The organism is Streptomyces sp. NPDC050508, assembly GCF_040655155.1.
GTDB lineage: Bacteria > Actinomycetota > Actinomycetes > Streptomycetales > Streptomycetaceae > Streptomyces.
Genome location: NZ_JBFAJJ010000002.1, coordinates 738,571 through 754,557 on the forward strand (window position 1 = coordinate 738,571; position 15,987 = coordinate 754,557).

Sequence of the window (15,987 nt, forward strand, 5' to 3'; positions counted from 1 at the left end):
AGCCCCTGCCCGGCGTACGGCCACGTCATCGCCGTAGGAGAAGAACCCACCGGCGGGCAGGCGAAGAACTCACCGCCGCCGCACGCCCGTAGCCGTCGACACCCACCCGATCACCAGCCACACCCCCGCCACCACGCACACCCCGCCCCAGCCCCAGTGGCTGAACGCCGGTCCCGCGAGGGCCGAGGCGAGGGCGCCGCCCGTGAAGCCGGCGACGACGTAGGCGGTGTTGGCGGTCGCCGGGGTGGAGGTGGTGGTCAGGGCGAGGGTCTGGTTGGCGACGTGGGAGGCGACCAGGGCCGCGTGCACGGCGATCGCGGCCACGAACAGCGCCCACAGCACATGCCCGCCCAGCCAGAACAGCGGCACGGACACGGCCGCGAGCACATACGCGGACCGTACGACCTTGCCCGCGCCGAACCGGTCGACGAAGCCGCCCGCGAGCGGAGCCACCGCGCTGGCCGCCAGCCCGAAGAGCCCGAACAGCCCGGCGGTCGCGGTCGAGAAGCCGTAGGAACCGCCGGTCGTGCCGGTAAGGAGCAAGGCCAGCGTCGTCCACAGGGCGCTCCACGCGCCGAACATCCCCGCCTGGCGCAGGCACGCGCGCCACAGGTCGGGTGAGCTGCGCACCAGGCCGGGCAGCGCGGCGATGCCCGAGAAGAGGGGCCCTGTCCGCTCCCGCTTCTCGGACGGGAGGACGTACGCCGTCGCGAGGCCGAGGACGAGGGTGAGGGTGGCCGAGCCGATGAACACGACCCGCCAGCCGTAGGCCTGGCCGACCAGGCTGCCCACGACGCGTGCGGCGACGATGCCGGTGAACAGGCCCGCTATGACGGCCGCGACATGGCGGGCGCGGTGGTGGGCGGGGGCGCGTTCGGCGACCAGCGGGACGAGGAGCTGCGGGACGACGGTCGCGGCGGCGGCGACGAAGACGGCGACCGCGAGGGTGGCGGTCCCGGTGGCCGCGGCACCGGCGAGCAGAGCCGCCGTGGTGGCCACGGAGAGCGCGGCGACCAGGGGGCGCCGGTTCACGCGGTCGCCGAGCGGGGCGAAGAAGAGGAGGCCGGTGGCGTAGCCGAACTGCGCGACCGAGGCGATCCAGGCCACGGCGGACGGGGTCGAGCCGAAGTCGTGGGCGATGAGGGGGAGCAGCGGGCCCGCGAGGTAGATGTTGGCGGCCGTCACGGCGGTGCAGACGGCGATGAGGACGAGGAAGAGGCGGCCGGAGGCGGCAGCCTGCGGCTTCTCGACCGACGTCCGGGGGATGGTGGTTGCGGAGGACATGAGCGGCGGCACTCCTTCAGACCTGCGGGACTTCGAGCCGACGCCAACCGCTGCCTAGCGAGCAACTAACTAGTTGGTTGGCTGGAGGCTGGAACAGCATGCATCGCCCCGGAATTCCCTGTCAACCAAACAGTTGGTTACTGTCGCTCGCCGAGTACGCTGGCCCCATGGGAGTCAGAGACCCCGAGGCCACCAAGGCCCGGATCTTCGAGGCGGCGGTCGCCGAGTTCGCCCGGCACGGCATCGCGGGTGCGCGCATCGACCGCATCGCCGCCGAGGCCAAGGCCAACAAGCAGCTGATCTACGCCTACTTCGGCAACAAGGCGGAGCTATTCACGCGGGTCCTCGGCAAGTCCATGCTCGACCTGGCCGTCCAGCTCCCCGTCGACCCCGACGACATCGAAGGCTGGATCGACCGCCTCATGGACTACCACGAGGCCCACCCCGAAGTGCTCCGCCTCCTCTTCTGGGAGGGCCTGGAGTACGGCACCGCGGAACTGCCCGACGAGACCGAGCGCCAGCAGCACTACGCGTTCAAGGTCGCCGCCCTCCAGGACGGCCAGGACCGGGGCGTCGTGAGCGACGCGATCCCGGCCCGCGACCTCCTCTTCCTGCTGGTCGCGATGGCCAACTGGGGCGTGGTCGTCCCCCAGATGCGCCGCGTCCTGGTCGGCGCGGACGACACGGACCGCGACCGCCTCCGCGAGTCGATCAAGGAGGCGGCACGGCGACTGGTCGCCAAGTAGCCGCCCCCGAAGGACAGTTGGCAATGGTCGCCAAGTGACCCGTGCCGCGGCTAGTTGGTGCCGATCCGGGCCAGCAGGTCGACGATCCGCGACTGGACCTCGGTGCTCGTCGACCGCTCGGCGAGGAAGAGGACGGTCTCACCGGAGGCGAGCCGCGGCAGGTCGGCCTGGTCCACCGCGGCCGTGTACACGACGAGCGGGGTGCGGTTGAGCTGCCCGTTCGCCCGCAGCCAGTCGACGATCCCGGCCCGCCGGTGATGCACCTGGAGCAGATCCATCACGACGAGGTTGGGCCGCAACTGCCCCGCCAGCGTCACCGCGTCCGCGTCACTCGCGGCCCGCGCCACCTGCATCCCGCGCCGCTCCAGCGTCGCGGTCAGCGCCAGCGCGATCTCCGCGTGCTCCTCGATCAGCAGCACCCGCGGCGGATGCTGCTCACTGTCCCGCGGCGCGAGCGCCTTCAGCAGTACGGCGGGATCGGCGCCGTAGGCCGCCTCGCGCGTGGCCTGTCCGAGCCCGGCGGTGACAAGCACGGGCACCTCGGCCGCGACGGCCGCCTGCCGCAACGACTGAAGTGCCGTCCGCGTGATCGGCCCGGTCAACGGGTCCACGAACAGCGCCGCAGGGAACGCGGCGATCTGCGCGTCGACCTCCTCGCGCGAGTGCACGATGACGGGCCGGTACCCGCGGTCGCTCAGCGCCTGCGTCGTCGTCACGTCCGGCGCGGGCCACACCAGCAGCCGGCGCGGGTTGTCGAGCGGCTCCGGGGGCAGCTCGTCGTCGAGCGGCTGCGGCCTGGGAGTGTCCGCGATCTCGACAGCTCCACCCGGCCCGTCCAACGGCTCGGGCCCCTCGGCCGCGTTCTCGTCCGGTGCCCCTATGGCGTACGACCGCCCGGCGCCCTCGGTCATCTGCGCGAGCCGTGACTGCCCGGCCATGGAGGGCTGCGCCTGCTCACCCTGCGGATGCGGACGGGCCGCCCCGGCGGCAGCGGTGTCGGGCCGCGTCCCCAGCTTCCGCCGCCGCCCGCCACCGGTCGGCTGATGCGGCGGAGGCGTGGCGGTCGGCTGCTGCACCTGAGCCGCCTGCCGCGTGAACGGCACCCCCTGCCCCAACGTCCGCACACTGATCGCCCGCCCCTGCGTGGAGTTGGGATCGACGGGAGCGGCGGCTTCGGCGGGAAGAGGCTGCGCGGCACGGGCCTGCGCGGCGACGGGAGCACCGGGTGCCGGGGTGTTCGGATTCGGCTGCGGATTCGGCGCCGCGTTCGGTCCTACGGCGCTGTCGGCGCCGTTCGCCGGTACGGGGATGCCGGGCGCCGGAGTCGTGGCGGGGGCGCCTGCGGCCGGGGTCGGCTGCGCTGCGGGGAGAGCCTGCGGCGGGACCGGCTCGCCGGGTTGCCCCTGAGCCGGGGCGCCCTGCCCGGGGATGCCGTGCGGGGAGACCGGCTGCCCCTGCGTGCCCTGGGCCGGGATGCCCTGGGGCGGAATCGGCCGGCCGGGGGCCGCAGCTGGCGGGAGCGGCAACGGCTGGGCCGCGGGGATCTGTGCCGGGGCGAGTTGCATGGCGGTGCCGGGTTGACCGGCGACCGGCTGTACTACGCCCTGCTGCTGTCCAGGTACAGGTACCGCCTGCGCCGGTACACCCACGGAAACACTCTGACCCTGCTGAACCGGCTGCCCCTGAACCGCCGTGCCCTGCGCCGGAACCACCGCGCCGGGCTGCGCCTGAACCGGCACCGACTCCGCGGACTGCGGCTGCGGCTGGCCAACGGCCCGGCGACGGCGGCCGGTCGGCGCGCTCGCGGGGTGCGCCTGAGGCGGAGTGTGGTCGTCGGACTGATCGTGCGGAACGGCGTCGTGCCGCCCCTCGTCACCGGCGACCTGCGGCTGCGCCTGCGCGGCAGCAGCCGGAACCGCGGACGCGTCCGGCGTCCGGTCCGCCTCGGCCGGCGGCAGGGCGAACACCGTGCGTGCGCCGGCCTCCTGCGCGGCGGCCCGCTCGGCCGCCGCCGCAAGGGCACGCCTGCGACGCCCGGTCGGCTGTCCGTCCTCGCCATCGGAGTCACCGGACTCGGAGGCGCCGCCCGCGGGCAGCGCGGCCGGCAACGCCTGTCGCTCGCCGGGCGCGGGCACACCCTGCGGCGGCACCGTCCCGCCCAGACCCGTACCGGAGGCCGCGGTCCCGGCGGCATGCTCCGCCGCCGTCATCACAGCGCCCTCGGACACGCTCTCCGAACCGTCGTCGGACACGTCACCGCCGGCCACCTCGGCCGACCGCCCACGCCGCCGCCCGGTACCGCTGGAAGCACCCTCGCCGCCCGCTTCGACAGCCGCCGCGGACTCCTCGCCCGCACGCCTTCTACGCCGCCCGGTGGGCACCGCGGCCTCGCCGCCGGAGTCGTCGGAGCCCGGCACCTCGCTCTCCAGGAACGCGTCCACGGAGGACCGCCGCGCCCGCCGCCGCCCGTTGCTGCCCGACGCGGGCTCGGCCAGGGCGAGTTCGGCGCCGCCGGTCGCGGCCGGAGCCGCGACGGCCCCCGCCCCGCCCCCGATCGGAACCTCCAGCACATACGAGCTGCCGCTCATCCCCGGCACGTCGTGCGTCTGCAGCACCCCGCCGTGCGCCCGCACGATCCCGCGCACGATCGGCTCGTGCACCGGGTCTCCCCCGGCATACGGCCCGCGCACCTCGATCCGTACGACCTCACCGCGCTGCGCAGCCGCCACGACGACCGTGTTGTCCATGTAACCGCCCGCCGACGCGGGCGAGTTGCCGGTCGCGTCGACACCGGCGACGTCCGCCACGAGGTGGGCGAGCGCGGTGGCGAGCAGTACGGGGTCGACCTCGGCCTCGATGGGCGGCGCGTGCACGGCGAACTGCACACGTCCCGGCCCGATCAGCTCTACGGCCCCGTCGACACCGGCGGCGACGACCGCGTCCAGCATCACCTTCGTACGAGAGATGTTCTCGGCGCCGGTCTCCAGCCGCTGGTAGCCGAGCACGTTGTCGATCAGCTGGGTGATGCGCGAGTAACCGGCCGACAGATGATGAAGGACCTGATTGGCCTCGGGCCACAGCTGTCCGGCGTCGTCCGCGGCCAACGCGGCCAGTTCGCGGCGCAGTTCGTCGAGGGGGCCGCGCAGGGAGCGCCCGAGCAGCGTGAGCAGTTGCTCGTGCCGTCCGGAGAGCGCCTCGTACCGGTCCTTCTCCCGCTCACCGAGCGAGGCGTACCGCTCCTCGTTCGCCGCGAGCTCCTCGTCGTGCTGCTCCTGGATCTCCTCCAGCTCGGTGATGTGCTTCTGGCGCAGGGAGGTCAGTTCGGAGGCGTGCTCCTCGTCGATCCGCTCCAGCTCGTCCCGGTGCAGCTTGTCGGCGGCGTCCTTCTCCTCGGCGAGCGAGTCGTACGGCCGCCGGTCGGTGAACGTCATCACGGCGCCGACGAGCTGGTCGCCGTCGCGCACGGGCGCGGTGGTGAGGTCGACGGAGACCCGGTCCCCGTTCTTGGCGAACAGCACCTGCCCGCGCACCCGGTGCTTCCGCCCGGACCGCAGGGTGTCGGCGAGCGGCGACTCCGCGTACGGGAAGGGGGAGCCGTCGGGGCGCGAGTGCAGGACGAGGGAGTGCAGTTCCTTGCCGCCGAGGTCGCTGGCGCGGTAGCCGAGGATCTGGGCGGCGGCAGGATTGACGAGCACGACCCGCCCGTCCGTGTCCGTCCCTACGACACCCTCGGCCGCGGCGCGCAGGATCATCTCGGTCTGCCGCTGCGAACGGGCGAGTTCGGCCTCGGTGTCCACGGTGCCGGAGAGGTCGCGGACGACGAGCATCAGCAGTTCGTCGGCGGTGTAGCCGTAGCCGTCGTAGGCCTGCTGGCCGTCTTCGAGGTTGGCGCTGGTGACCTCGACGGGGAACTCGGAGCCGTCGGTGCGGCGGGCGATCATCCGGGTCGGCTTGGTCCGGCCGCGCGGGTCCATCGAGTCGGGGCGCCGCATGGAACCCGGGATGAGCCGGGAGTCGAACTCCGGCAGCAGGTCCAGCAGTCCGCGCCCGACGAGCGCGGTGCCCGGCGCCTCGAAGGCTTCGAGCGCGATGGTGTTCGCGTTGACGACCGTCCCGTTGGCGTTGACCAGCACCAACGCGTCCGGGAGCGCGTCGAGTATGGCTGCGAGGCGAGCAGCGCCTCGGGATGGCCTGCTGCTCACGAGACGCTTCCTCCCTGTTACCGCACCTTGCCGACCGCGGAGGCCATCTTGCCAACCTGCCCGCGACGTGTCACGCGACGGAGTCTAAGGGCAGTCCTTGTGCTCGCGGAGTGAGATGAGAGGGAGGTCGCACGGTGAAGTGACGCAGAACGTGTGACCGACCCCTGACCGATCGCTGTTGGACACCTACCGACCGAGGTCGGGCAGCAGCGGGACCATCCGGTTCCAGCGGGAGATCTCGCATCCGTTGCTGAGGTCGTACGTGGTGTCGACGGGGCGTCCGGCCCAGGTGCCGGTGACGTGGGCGGTGGCGGGGCCGCCGTAGATCATCGTGCAGATGCTGTCCGGGGGCACCGGTGCGAAGGGGTCCTTTCCCCACCGGGTGTTGCGGCCCACGGCCTCGCAGGCGCCGCTCACGTCGGGGTGGGTGCCGCCTTCGGGGTGGCAGTACAGCTCGTGCGTGCCGTCGGCCGGGCCGCCCGCGTGCCGGACGGTGACGGTGAGGTGGTCGCCGCCGGACAGGTCCTCGTCGCGGACGGGTGGCGGCGCGAGGGTGTGGAGAGTTCCGGGGGACGCGGTGGCGGGTACCGCGGCCAGCGAGCCCAGGGTGGCGGCGGACGCGGCGGCGATCACGAGGAGACGGTTGACCTGCAACATGACCTGACTAACGCCCGTCGCCCCCGGACGTTGCGGACACGGCGGCCGGCATCAACGGCTTTGCCCTGCGGGCCGCCTGCCTAGTACCGTGGGAGGCGATTGGTGACACCCCGCTCGTCTGTGTCATCATCTGCACGCACCTTCCGCGCTCGCGCGGGTGGTTGTGCTGGAGGCGTCGCCTAGTCCGGTCTATGGCGCCGCACTGCTAATGCGGTTTGGGACGCAAATCCCATCGAGGGTTCAAATCCCTCCGCCTCCGCACTTGATCCCGAAGCCCCGGTCACACGTGACCGGGGCTTCGGCCATCTGAGGCCGTTTTCCCAGGTCACAAGGGGTATGGCTAACGGATTTCACATGGCGGCGGCAGTCATGTAATGTTCTTCCTGTCGCCGCGAGCGGGCCAGAAGGACCGGGAACAGCGAAGAAAAACAAGAGCACACAAGCACTCGTAGCTTAACGGATAGAGCATCTGACTACGGATCAGAAGGTTGCAGGTTCGAATCCTGCCGAGTGCACAGCAGATCAAAGAACCCTTGGGATCACCCCAAGGGTTTTTTGGCGTACGCGTTGCGGCAGTGTTTGACGGCAACGCCCTCACACAGCAGTGAGGGCTCCGGCCGGGCCGTCGGGGCCTCGCCTCGATCCGGTTGACGGGGTGCTGTACCCGTAGCGGGGAGTGGCACACTCCTGCTTCGTGGCAGAGCTGGCAACGCAGATAGTCCCAGTGGCCTCGGCGCTTGCGGGAGTCGCTGTGAGCCTTATTGGCAACATCTACCTGGAGCGCGGCAAGTGGCAACGGACCCGGAGTGCTGAGCAAGAGGCCCTTGCACTCCAGTCGTATGCCGATCTGCTGCAAGCCGTCACTGACATCGCACGCACCCTGCGGCAGACGGCTGAGCATCTGGACGAGGGCAATAGTGTCGACATGCTGGAAGTTGCCGCCGTGCTGGAAGACCTCATAGGCCAGCTGCGGCGGCAGAGCACGATGACTCGTCTGGTGGGGCCGCGTAACGCGTTCCACATGGTCCGCTCGTTGGAGGAACAGGTCGAACCCATTTACCGGCTGCTGAGTGAGGTGGCACGTTCAGGTGAGAGTTTTGCCCTTGTGGCGCCCGCACGGCGGCTGTTGCGGACTCGGGACGAGATCATTGATCACCTGCGAGAAGCCGGAGGTCTCTCGTGAAACCAGGAAGGAAGACGGGTGGAGCCGATCAGTCGGCTACGGGGGTGCCGGCCCGGCTGTCGTCATCGTCCGGATCGTTGCCTTCACCCCTCAGCACAGCGCCGACGCGATCGAAGGCCGACCGCTGGGAGTCCAACCGCACGAAGGTGTAGACGTCCATAGTGACGCGGATCGTGCTGTGGCCGAGTACTTCCATGATCGTGCGGGCGTCGGCGCCCTGCTCGTGCAGCAGTGAGGCGCAGGTGTGCCGAAGATCGTGGAACCGGACTTTGCGGATGCCGGCCCGGCGGCTCAGTGCCTCAAAGGACCGGTTCAGGTTGCGCGGCTCGGTGGGCGTTCCGTAGCGCGTCGTGAAGACCAGATCCGACGTGTGCCACTTCTTCGGGTCGGCTGCCAGCAGATCGGCCCGTTGCTGGGCGCGGCGGGCCCGTAACGCCGTCACGGACTCGCCCGGGAGCGCGACCCGGCGTGTGGAGCGTCGCGTCTTGGTGGCCGACACCGTGAGTTCGCCGCTGACGCGCTGGAGGCTCTGGCGCATGTGGATCACACCGTCGTGAAGGTCAACGTCCTTCCAGCGCAGCCCCAGGACCTCACCGTGACGGAGTCCGAGCCGTATGGCCAACTTGTACACGGCCCAGATTCCCTCTCCCCGTGCGGCAGCCAGGAGCTGGCGCCCTTCCTCCGCCGACAGCGGTTCGATCTCCCGTTGCGTCCCCATGCTCATCTCCACGTTCCGGGCCACGTTGCGCGGCAGGTCGTCTTCTCGTACGGCGTGCTGGAGTGCCGACCGCAGCAGCACCAGCAGGAACCGGACCGTGCGGTCGGAGGGGTACTTCTCGCAGCACTTGCCGATGGCGCAGCAGCGCCGCTTGCGCTCCGGCCGCTTCTTTTCCTTCTCCAAGGCGCAGCACTGGCAGGTGGCCTTGACCCGGAGGAGGAACGTGCGGATCTCGCGTGCGGTGAGCCGGGCTACCTGCTTCTTTCCGATGCCGGGGATGATGTAGTTCCGGATCAGGGATTCGTAGTTGACCCAGGTGACCCGGCGAACCTTCGGTTTGGAGACGTTCTCCAACCAGTACGCCAGGTATTCGGCGACGTTCTGTTTCATGACCGATATCGGAACGCCGTTCTGTGAATCGGACTTCAGTTTGGTCAGCTTTTCGTGCGCTTCCTCCCAGGTGGCCCTGTAGACACGGCGTCGCTTTTTCTTACCGTCTGGGACCAATATGTATGCAGACCCCTCCCACTGGCCGTCCTTCCTCAGGTAGATGGTTCCCTCTCCGTTGACGTTCTTCTTCGCCATTACGAACCTTCCCGTTCAGCCAGGCGTGCGATGTAGTCGTGCACTGCGCTCTCGCTGATCCGCCGACTCCGACCGATCGTCACGGAGGCCAGCTCCCGTGAGCGGATCAGGTTGTAGACCGTCCACCGGCTGAGCTGGAGGAGAGCGGCCACCTGGTCCACCGTCAGCAGGAGCGGGTATTCCTTGCGTTCGTTCAAGCCCACCAGCGCGCTTCCTCCTCCGCTCGAAGATCGGCGAGTGCCTCGCGGGTGAGGATTCGGTTTTCTGCGATTTCATCGCGGATTCCTCCGGCTATCTGTTCTTCGATCTCGTCCGCGTATCCGGTGTGCGAGAAACTCATTTCCGACTCGACGATCAGTTCCCCGGTGACGCCGAGGCTCGTTCGGGTCTTTTCGGCCCGGAAATCAGCACGCGCCTTTCTGAGTGCTGACATGGTGGTGCTGTAACTGCGGCTCTTGGTGGTGAAGTGGCCGCCGAATCCGAATTGGTGAGCCCAGCGCCTGAGATTCAGCCGCCGGTATTCCGGTAACGCTCCGAGGCGCCACGCCGTACTGATGAGTGCGCGCGCGTGCCGGGGCACCCTCAAGGAGTCGAGCGGCATGCGAAGCCCGGAGCCGTCGCAGCGGGAGCAGGCACCGGCGAGCCCCGTCCCCCGACATGTGGAGCAGTACAGGGGACGGTCGACGGTCCCTGTGATCTCCGCGTCCTTGGTGACGTACTTCGCGATGTACGCCGCGACCTTGTCCGCTGACACGCCGCCGTTGGGCGAAGCGTCAGGCAGCGAGCCCGGTATGGGCTGTACGTCGACCTGGGCACCCCAGGTCAGCCCCCACTCCCCGGCAGGGCTGTATGGGGTGAGCAGGTGAACCCGGCGTACCGACCAGTGCACGGCCGACGCGATCACGTCCGTGTCTGCCCAGAACGGGAGTTCCTCGACGTCCTTCGCCGGATCAAGCCGGACCACCGCATGGAAGTGGACCAGGCCGCGACGCTGGTACTCGGTCACCTTGACGAACGACACCCGTACGGTGCGGCCGAACTCGGCCCGCGTGACCCCCGCCGCACGCGGCAGCTCCTGACGCCGCATCACGTCGGCGAAGCGGTGCCACAGCTTGCCCGCGTGCGCGTCGTAGCAGCCGCCGCAGAGCGGCTGACCGATCAGTTCGTCCCCCGGGGCGTTGACGCTCCGGATGGAGTAGTCACCGCGATCGGACGCGACGACGCGGCAGCGCTGGGTGTCCGAGCCGGGACATGGGGGTTCTACCGCTACCGCAACTGGCGCCACCGCACCCTGCACCAGAACGTGGCCGTCGTGTCGGTCATCCCCGCGCACTTGCTCGGCCTGGGGCGCGAGCCCTCTCCCGAGGAGCCGCCGGACCTGCACGCGTGGGACCCGAACGACCCGGCGAACCCGTACCGGCCGTCGTCACGGCAATCTGACGGACTGGACGATCCGGAGGGCGTGGACCTTGAGTCCATCGAGGAGCCGGACGACGACACGGACGACGACAGCTCCGGCCGTTCCCGCGGCCATGGTCACCGCCTCGCTTTCGCGTCGGGTAGTACCGGACCAAAGCGCGATCTCGTTGCCCTGAGCCACACTTGATGTGCTGAACGCATACGCGCATGCGCCGTACGCATATGGATGTGGACCGGCTGATACCTGCGCCTACCGTCCGGATATCAGACAACAGTGCGGAGCCCGTTGCCGATGAACTGGTCCAGGCAGGCGATCCGAGACGCGTCACAAGACGGCGACTACGGCCGGGTCATCAGGCTTGCCCGGCGGGAACTCGGCCTGACGCAGCGCCAGTTGGGGGAGGCGTGCGGCGTCACGCAGTCAGCCGTCTCACGGCTCGAAAGCCGGGCAGCGGGACCGTACGACATGAACATCCTGGCGAGAGCCGCCACGTGCCTGGGGATGCCCCCGCACCTTGTCGGCCTGGCCGACACGACAGCGGCGCCCGTCGCCGCAGGTGCAGACGGAAGAGATCCAGTGCAACGCCGTGAATTCCTCGCGGGAGCCGCCGCTGTAGCCGCCGCGCCCGCTCTCGCCGCCCTACCGTCCCCCGCAGAACATGCCGATCACGGCCAGGCCGCCACCTTGCGCCTGGCTACGACGGCCTACCGCCGCCTCGATGGGTCGACGTCCTCACGCTCCCTGTCCGAGACCGTCTTGGCGCATCTCCGGCTGGTGCGGACCGTCGCAGCCGAAGCGGAGGACGGGGACCACCGCATGCGGTTGGCCGCCGTTGGCAGCGAGGCCGCCAGCCTTGCGGGATGGCTGAGTTGGGACATGGGCGACCATGGCTCAGCCCGGACCTGGTACGGATCGGCCATCAAGGCCGCTCGCCGCTCCGGAGACCGACTCCTTGCCGCCTACCAGGTCGGCAGCCTCGCCCAGATGGAAGCCCACACCGGCAACGCCGCACAGGGGCTGACCCTGATCCGCTCCGCTCGACGGCAACTCGGCACCACCGCCCCGCCGATAGCCGATGCCTGGCTCAGCTCAGTGGAAGCCCTGGCCTACGCGGCAGCAGGGGATGAACGGGCGACGGATCGCGCCCTCATCCGCTGCCGTACGGCCGCCGGACACATTGCATCGGAAGAACTGCCGCCCTGGCCCTGGGTGTTCACCTTCAACGTGGCGAAGATCGCAGCCTGCCGTCTGACATGTGGTGCCCGACTGGGCTTGCCGACCTGGGTGTTCGGGTCGTACGACGAGGCATCCGCGGCCATGTCCACCGCGCACGCCAAGCAACGTGCCCTTCTCCAGCTCGACACCGCCACCGGCCACCAGGCCGCCGGGCGGCTCGAAGCCGGATACACCCTGGCAACCCAGGCTGTGGAAGCCGGACTTCGTTACCGGTCGGGGCGCGTGATCGAACGGGCCCGGGTCTTTCGGCGGGCATACACCTCCGCGACTCCACCGAAGATCGTGCGGGACTTCGACGACCGATTGCACGGGGTCTACCTGTGACGACGAGAGAAGGACGAGGACACGGCATGCGCATCGGGATCACCGGCCACCGAGGACTGCCCATCGACACGGAACGATGGGTCATCGCAGCCATCCGGGAGGCCGTGAACGCCTACCCCGCGACCGACCTGGTGGGTGTTTCCTGCATCGCGGACGGCCCCGACGCATGGTTCGCCCAGGCGATCCTTGAGCACGGCGGCTCGCTCGAAATCGTCGTACCTGCCGAGAAGTACCGCGCGTCTCTGCCGGATTGGCATCACGCGGTCTATGACGACCTCGTGCGCCGGGCGTCCGAGGTGCACGAGACCGGGTTGACCGACTCCGACTCGAACGCCCACATGGTCGGTAGCGAGGTCCTGGTAGGTCTGGTCGACGAGTTGCTTGCCGTCTGGGACGGGCAGCCCGCGCGCGGTTACGGCGGCACTGCCGACGTGGTGACCTATGCGGAGCGCACGGGCGCACCGGTACGGGTCCTGTGGCCAGCCGGAGCCACCCGCGGCTGACGGCAACGCCCCCAACCGTCAGGCACCTGCCGCACACCCATACACCCAAGTGATGTTGATCACATGGCCCCGTGTGTGGGCGTGCCCGAACCTGCGGATCAGAAGGTTGCAGGTTCGAATCCTGCCGAGTGCACATGAGCGAGAGGCCCCGGAGCGATCCGGGGCCTCTCGCGTTTCCGCAGGGCAGGCCTGGTCGACGAGGTTGTGATGAACAAGCGATGCGGACGGCCTCAGCGAGAGGCGTGACTAGGCCCATACTGGAGGCAATGACAAAGCCAGCTGCACCGAAGCGCTATTTGCCCACCAGCCCCTTCAAAGCCCCGGCCGCGCCGTCCCCGAAGCACTTCGCGGTGGGCGACCAGGTCACACACGACATGTACGGCCTCGGCCGGGTCATCGGCATCGAGGACGGAATCGCGGTGCTCGTCGACTTCGGGTCGGTTCAGGAGCGCATCCTGAGTCCGTACGCCAAGATGAGCAAGCTGTAGGACCGCTGTGCCCGGTCACGGCACACCAGGTCACTAGCGGCCTGTAACGAACGGGAGACCTCTCATCGAACTGACCTCGTTGTTCTCCGCCCCGGAAGGGGCGTCCCGCCATGCCAACGCGGGATCGCCCCCTCCGGCGACGAACCCCTTCCAGGCCCCGGATTTCGGGGAGGACGAGACCCTGCTGCTCGATGATGCGCAAGCATCCTTCTCGGAGATGGATGAGGCTTACCGCAAGGCGGGCTAGGACCTGTCCGGCCGGTCGACCTCCGGCGGACCTTCAGCGATCCCTCGCCGGCCATCCGATGGCGCGGAAGACGGCGACGGGGTCCAGATAGTCGCGCCAGTACGTCACTTCGCGGTCCTTGACGGTGATCACGGAGACGAAGTGGTTGTCGTAGGGCTGCCCGGTGTGGACAGCCTGTCCGTGCACCGCGTATTCGAGGACGACCACGGACGTCTCGGGATCCCGGTGGACGCTCAGTTCGTCCGCGCTGTGCAGCAGCATGACGTCGCCGTAGCCGCGGTACAGGTCGGCCACCGCGCGGCGGCCCTGCACCCGGCGCGGATAGCCGGGCACGGAGATCACGTACTCGAAGACCACGTCCTCGGCCAGGAGGTCGAAGAAGTGCGCCCCGTCGACGAGGCCCGCCAGCCCCTGTCGGACGATGTCGAAGAACGGGCCCAGCGCCGCGAAGTCGTCGATGTCCTCGATGCCTGCGACGGACCTGGTCACCTCGCCACCGGAGCGGCTCAGGCGTGGGCGTTGCGGCGGGCGAAGTCGTGGAAGTCGGCCGGTGGCCGGCCGGTGACCTTCTCGATGTCGCCATTGGGTGTGGAGCCGTTGCCCGAGATGATGGCGCCGGTCAGCCAGCGGAGCATGACCGCGTAGTCGGCGGGGACGAGGCCGGCCGCGACCGCGCCGCCGATCCACGCCTCGGGGTCGATGTCCTGGTGCCGGACGGGCCGGCCGGTCACGGCGGCGATGGTGTCGGCGACCTCGCCGAACGTGAGGGACCGCGGGCCGGTGGGCGCGTACTCGGCACCCGCGTGGGCCTCGGGGGCGAGCAGTGTCTCGACCGCGACCGCGGCGATGTCGGCCGCGTCGACGAAGGCTTCCGTGCCGCCGCCGGTCGGCACCGTGATCACTCCGCCCATGACCGGCAGGTGCGCGTCGCTGAAGTTCTGCATCACCCATGCCGGGCGCAGGACGCTGTGGGTGAGGGCCTTCCGGGCGGCGAGGTCCGCCTCGACCGCCCTGATGTCGACCTCCGGCGGCGCGAGTCGACCGCCGTAGGTGCTGAGGTACGTGACGTGACGTACCCCCGCGGCTTCGGCACGGTCGAGGAAGGCGGCGACCTGGTCGGCGTAGCTGACGCGCAGGACGGGCGTGACGAGGTAGAGGCGGTCGACGCCGTCGAGGGCGTCGGGGTGGGTGGCCGGGTCGTCCCAGTCGAACAGCACGTCGGCGCCGTGGCGCGCCGCGGTGCGGGTGGCCAGTCCCCGCTCGGTGAGCTTCCGTGCGACGAGCGAGCCGGTCCGGCCGGTGCCGCCGAGGACGAGTGCGGTCTGCGGTGATCCATTCATGGATTCATCGTGTGGGTGTGGGGTGAGCTGATCAATGTGTGAATCGCTCATTCTGTTGCGTCAAACGCTCTGATCTGTGCTCGGTGCGGCTGTTTCGCTGATACTGATCGGGTGGACATACTGCACGATCGCCTTGCCCGGGCCCGCGCCTCCGGTGCCGTCTTCGCGCGGACGGTGGCCGAGCCGCCCTGGGGGCTGCGGCTGGCCGGTTCGATCCAGCTGGCCGTGCACACGGTGGTGCGGGGCAGGGGCTGGCTGTGGCTCGACGACCCCGCCGGCGCGGTGGAACTCGTGCCGGGCGAGGTGACACTGGTCCGCGGCGGACCCGATCACCACATCGGGCACGAGCCGGGCGCCGACTGCCTCGAACCGGAGGACTTCCGGGCCAGGCACGCGCGGGACGGCTCCGCCGACGATCCGGGGGCGACGGTCTTCCTCTGCGGCGCCTACCGGTTCTCGGGTGACATCGGCGGCGGGCTGCTGGAGGCGCTGCCGCAGGTGCTGACCCTGTCGGCGGCGGTCGGCGACCCGCTGCGCGACGTGATCGGGCTGCTCTCCCACGAGCTGGCCACCCCCGAACCCGGCGAGCCGGGCGGGCCCACCGTGCTGGACCGGCTCCTCGACGTCCTCCTGGTGCTCGCCATCCGCACCGACTTCCGCCGCAGCCCGACCGCACCCCGCTGGTACCGGGCCTGTGCGGACCCCCGGCTGAACGCCGTGCTGCAGGCCATGCACGAGAACGCCGGCCGTCCCTGGTCGATCCCCGAACTCGCCGCGATCAGCGGCCTGTCCCGCGCGGCCTTCGCCCGGACCTTCCGTGACGCCCTCGGCCAGACCCCCATGCAGTACCTCACCGACTGGCGGATGGCCCTCGCCCGCGACCACCTGCGCACCGGCCAACTCACCCTGACGGCCATCTCCCGCACGGTCGGCTACAGCTCGCCCTACGCCTTCGCCGCCGCCTTCCGCCGCCACCACGGCGAGCCGCCCGGGGCGTGGCGCGAACGGGAGTCGCACCCCGCGAACGCCCTTCACCCGCACGCCCATTGACACC

At 70.0% G+C, this 15,987-nt stretch carries 14 protein-coding genes, 2 tRNA genes and 1 pseudogene; 9 read left to right on the plus strand and 8 right to left on the minus strand.

The window, feature by feature from the left end; all coding sequences use genetic code 11:
• Window positions 1-69: 69 nt before the first annotated feature.
• Window positions 70-1,284: an MFS transporter gene (locus tag AB0I69_RS08575; protein ID WP_363094816.1), complete on the minus strand. Its 1,215-nt coding sequence runs from the start codon at window positions 1,282-1,284 to the stop codon at window positions 70-72.
• Between the two features lie 167 nt (window positions 1,285-1,451).
• Between AB0I69_RS08575 and AB0I69_RS08580 the strand changes: the two genes are divergently transcribed.
• Window positions 1,452-2,030 carry a TetR family transcriptional regulator gene (locus AB0I69_RS08580; protein WP_363094817.1) on the plus strand — a complete coding sequence of 193 codons (579 nt, stop codon included), beginning with the start codon at window positions 1,452-1,454 and terminating at the stop codon, window positions 2,028-2,030.
• A 50-nt stretch (window positions 2,031-2,080) separates the two neighbouring features.
• Here AB0I69_RS08580 and AB0I69_RS08585 read toward each other — a convergent pair whose 3' ends face one another.
• Together AB0I69_RS08585 and AB0I69_RS08590 are read right to left on the minus strand one after the other, a co-directional pair.
• Window positions 2,081-6,232 (minus strand): PAS domain-containing protein, encoded by a 4,152-nt coding sequence (locus AB0I69_RS08585; RefSeq protein WP_363094818.1) that lies wholly within the window; start codon window positions 6,230-6,232, stop codon window positions 2,081-2,083.
• Between the two features lie 186 nt (window positions 6,233-6,418).
• Window positions 6,419-6,889, minus strand: coding sequence for an SSI family serine proteinase inhibitor (locus AB0I69_RS08590; RefSeq protein WP_363094819.1), 471 nt, complete (start codon window positions 6,887-6,889; stop codon window positions 6,419-6,421).
• Between the two features lie 168 nt (window positions 6,890-7,057).
• Between AB0I69_RS08590 and AB0I69_RS08595 the strand changes: the two genes are divergently transcribed.
• From AB0I69_RS08595 to AB0I69_RS08605, 3 genes are all read left to right on the plus strand, one after another.
• Window positions 7,058-7,148, plus strand: a tRNA-Ser gene (locus AB0I69_RS08595).
• 183 nt (window positions 7,149-7,331) lie between these two features.
• A tRNA-Arg gene (locus AB0I69_RS08600) sits at window positions 7,332-7,404 on the plus strand.
• A 179-nt stretch (window positions 7,405-7,583) separates the two neighbouring features.
• The gene (locus AB0I69_RS08605) at window positions 7,584-8,072 is read left to right on the plus strand and encodes a hypothetical protein (protein WP_363094820.1); all 489 of its coding nucleotides are present in this window, start codon (window positions 7,584-7,586) and stop codon (window positions 8,070-8,072) included.
• A gap of 28 nt (window positions 8,073-8,100) precedes the next feature.
• Here the strand turns inward: AB0I69_RS08605 and AB0I69_RS08610 are convergent, their stop codons facing one another.
• From AB0I69_RS08610 to AB0I69_RS08620, 3 genes are all read right to left on the minus strand, one after another.
• Window positions 8,101-9,180 carry a site-specific integrase gene (locus AB0I69_RS08610; RefSeq protein WP_363094821.1) on the minus strand — a complete coding sequence of 360 codons (1,080 nt, stop codon included), beginning with the start codon at window positions 9,178-9,180 and terminating at the stop codon, window positions 8,101-8,103.
• Window positions 9,181-9,374: 194 nt separating this feature from the next.
• On the minus strand, window positions 9,375-9,578 hold the full coding sequence (locus tag AB0I69_RS08615; protein WP_363094822.1) for a helix-turn-helix domain-containing protein: 204 nt from the start codon (window positions 9,576-9,578) through the stop codon (window positions 9,375-9,377).
• Window positions 9,569-10,759 carry a replication initiator gene (locus AB0I69_RS08620; RefSeq protein ID WP_363094823.1) on the minus strand — a complete coding sequence of 397 codons (1,191 nt, stop codon included), beginning with the start codon at window positions 10,757-10,759 and terminating at the stop codon, window positions 9,569-9,571. Before AB0I69_RS08620 ends, AB0I69_RS08615 begins: the two co-directional genes overlap by 10 nt.
• Window positions 10,760-11,086: 327 nt before the next feature.
• Here AB0I69_RS08620 and AB0I69_RS08625 point away from each other — a divergent pair.
• The 4 genes and pseudogenes from AB0I69_RS08625 to AB0I69_RS08640 form a co-directional block, all read left to right on the plus strand.
• Window positions 11,087-11,302 (plus strand): annotated as a pseudogene (locus tag AB0I69_RS08625) (helix-turn-helix transcriptional regulator); the annotation flags it as partial.
• A 69-nt stretch (window positions 11,303-11,371) separates the two neighbouring features.
• Entirely contained in the window at window positions 11,372-12,355 is a 984-nt protein-coding gene (locus AB0I69_RS08630; RefSeq protein WP_363095037.1) for a DNA-binding protein, read from the plus strand.
• A gap of 26 nt (window positions 12,356-12,381) precedes the next feature.
• Window positions 12,382-12,858 carry a hypothetical protein gene (locus AB0I69_RS08635; protein ID WP_363094824.1) on the plus strand — a complete coding sequence of 159 codons (477 nt, stop codon included), beginning with the start codon at window positions 12,382-12,384 and terminating at the stop codon, window positions 12,856-12,858.
• Between the two features lie 266 nt (window positions 12,859-13,124).
• Window positions 13,125-13,346 carry a hypothetical protein gene (locus tag AB0I69_RS08640; protein WP_355910528.1) on the plus strand — a complete coding sequence of 74 codons (222 nt, stop codon included), beginning with the start codon at window positions 13,125-13,127 and terminating at the stop codon, window positions 13,344-13,346.
• A 280-nt stretch (window positions 13,347-13,626) separates the two neighbouring features.
• Here the strand turns inward: AB0I69_RS08640 and AB0I69_RS08645 are convergent, their stop codons facing one another.
• Entirely contained in the window at window positions 13,627-14,082 is a 456-nt protein-coding gene (locus AB0I69_RS08645) for a nuclear transport factor 2 family protein (protein ID WP_363094825.1), read from the minus strand.
• A gap of 17 nt (window positions 14,083-14,099) precedes the next feature.
• Complete coding sequence (locus AB0I69_RS08650) at window positions 14,100-14,933, minus strand: NmrA family NAD(P)-binding protein (RefSeq protein ID WP_363094826.1); 834 nt, start codon at window positions 14,931-14,933, stop codon at window positions 14,100-14,102.
• Between the two features lie 111 nt (window positions 14,934-15,044).
• Between AB0I69_RS08650 and AB0I69_RS08655 the strand changes: the two genes are divergently transcribed.
• Window positions 15,045-15,983 carry an AraC family transcriptional regulator gene (locus tag AB0I69_RS08655; RefSeq protein ID WP_363094827.1) on the plus strand — a complete coding sequence of 313 codons (939 nt, stop codon included), beginning with the start codon at window positions 15,045-15,047 and terminating at the stop codon, window positions 15,981-15,983.
• The last annotated feature ends 4 nt before the right edge of the window (window positions 15,984-15,987 follow it).

What these genes read in the sequence shown, in the direction of transcription:
- AB0I69_RS08575 (WP_363094816.1), bottom strand. Translation starts at nt 1,284, where the DNA reads ATGTCCTCCGCAACCACCATCCCCCGGACGTCGGTCGAGAAGCCGCAG.
- AB0I69_RS08580 (WP_363094817.1), top strand. Translation starts at nt 1,452, where the DNA reads ATGGGAGTCAGAGACCCCGAGGCCACCAAGGCCCGGATCTTCGAGGCG.
- AB0I69_RS08590 (WP_363094819.1), bottom strand. Translation starts at nt 6,889, where the DNA reads ATGTTGCAGGTCAACCGTCTCCTCGTGATCGCCGCCGCGTCCGCCGCC.
- AB0I69_RS08610 (WP_363094821.1), bottom strand. Translation starts at nt 9,180, where the DNA reads ATGAAACAGAACGTCGCCGAATACCTGGCGTACTGGTTGGAGAACGTC.
- AB0I69_RS08635 (WP_363094824.1), top strand. Translation starts at nt 12,382, where the DNA reads ATGCGCATCGGGATCACCGGCCACCGAGGACTGCCCATCGACACGGAA.
- AB0I69_RS08640 (WP_355910528.1), top strand. Translation starts at nt 13,125, where the DNA reads ATGACAAAGCCAGCTGCACCGAAGCGCTATTTGCCCACCAGCCCCTTC.
- AB0I69_RS08650 (WP_363094826.1), bottom strand. Translation starts at nt 14,933, where the DNA reads ATGAATGGATCACCGCAGACCGCACTCGTCCTCGGCGGCACCGGCCGG.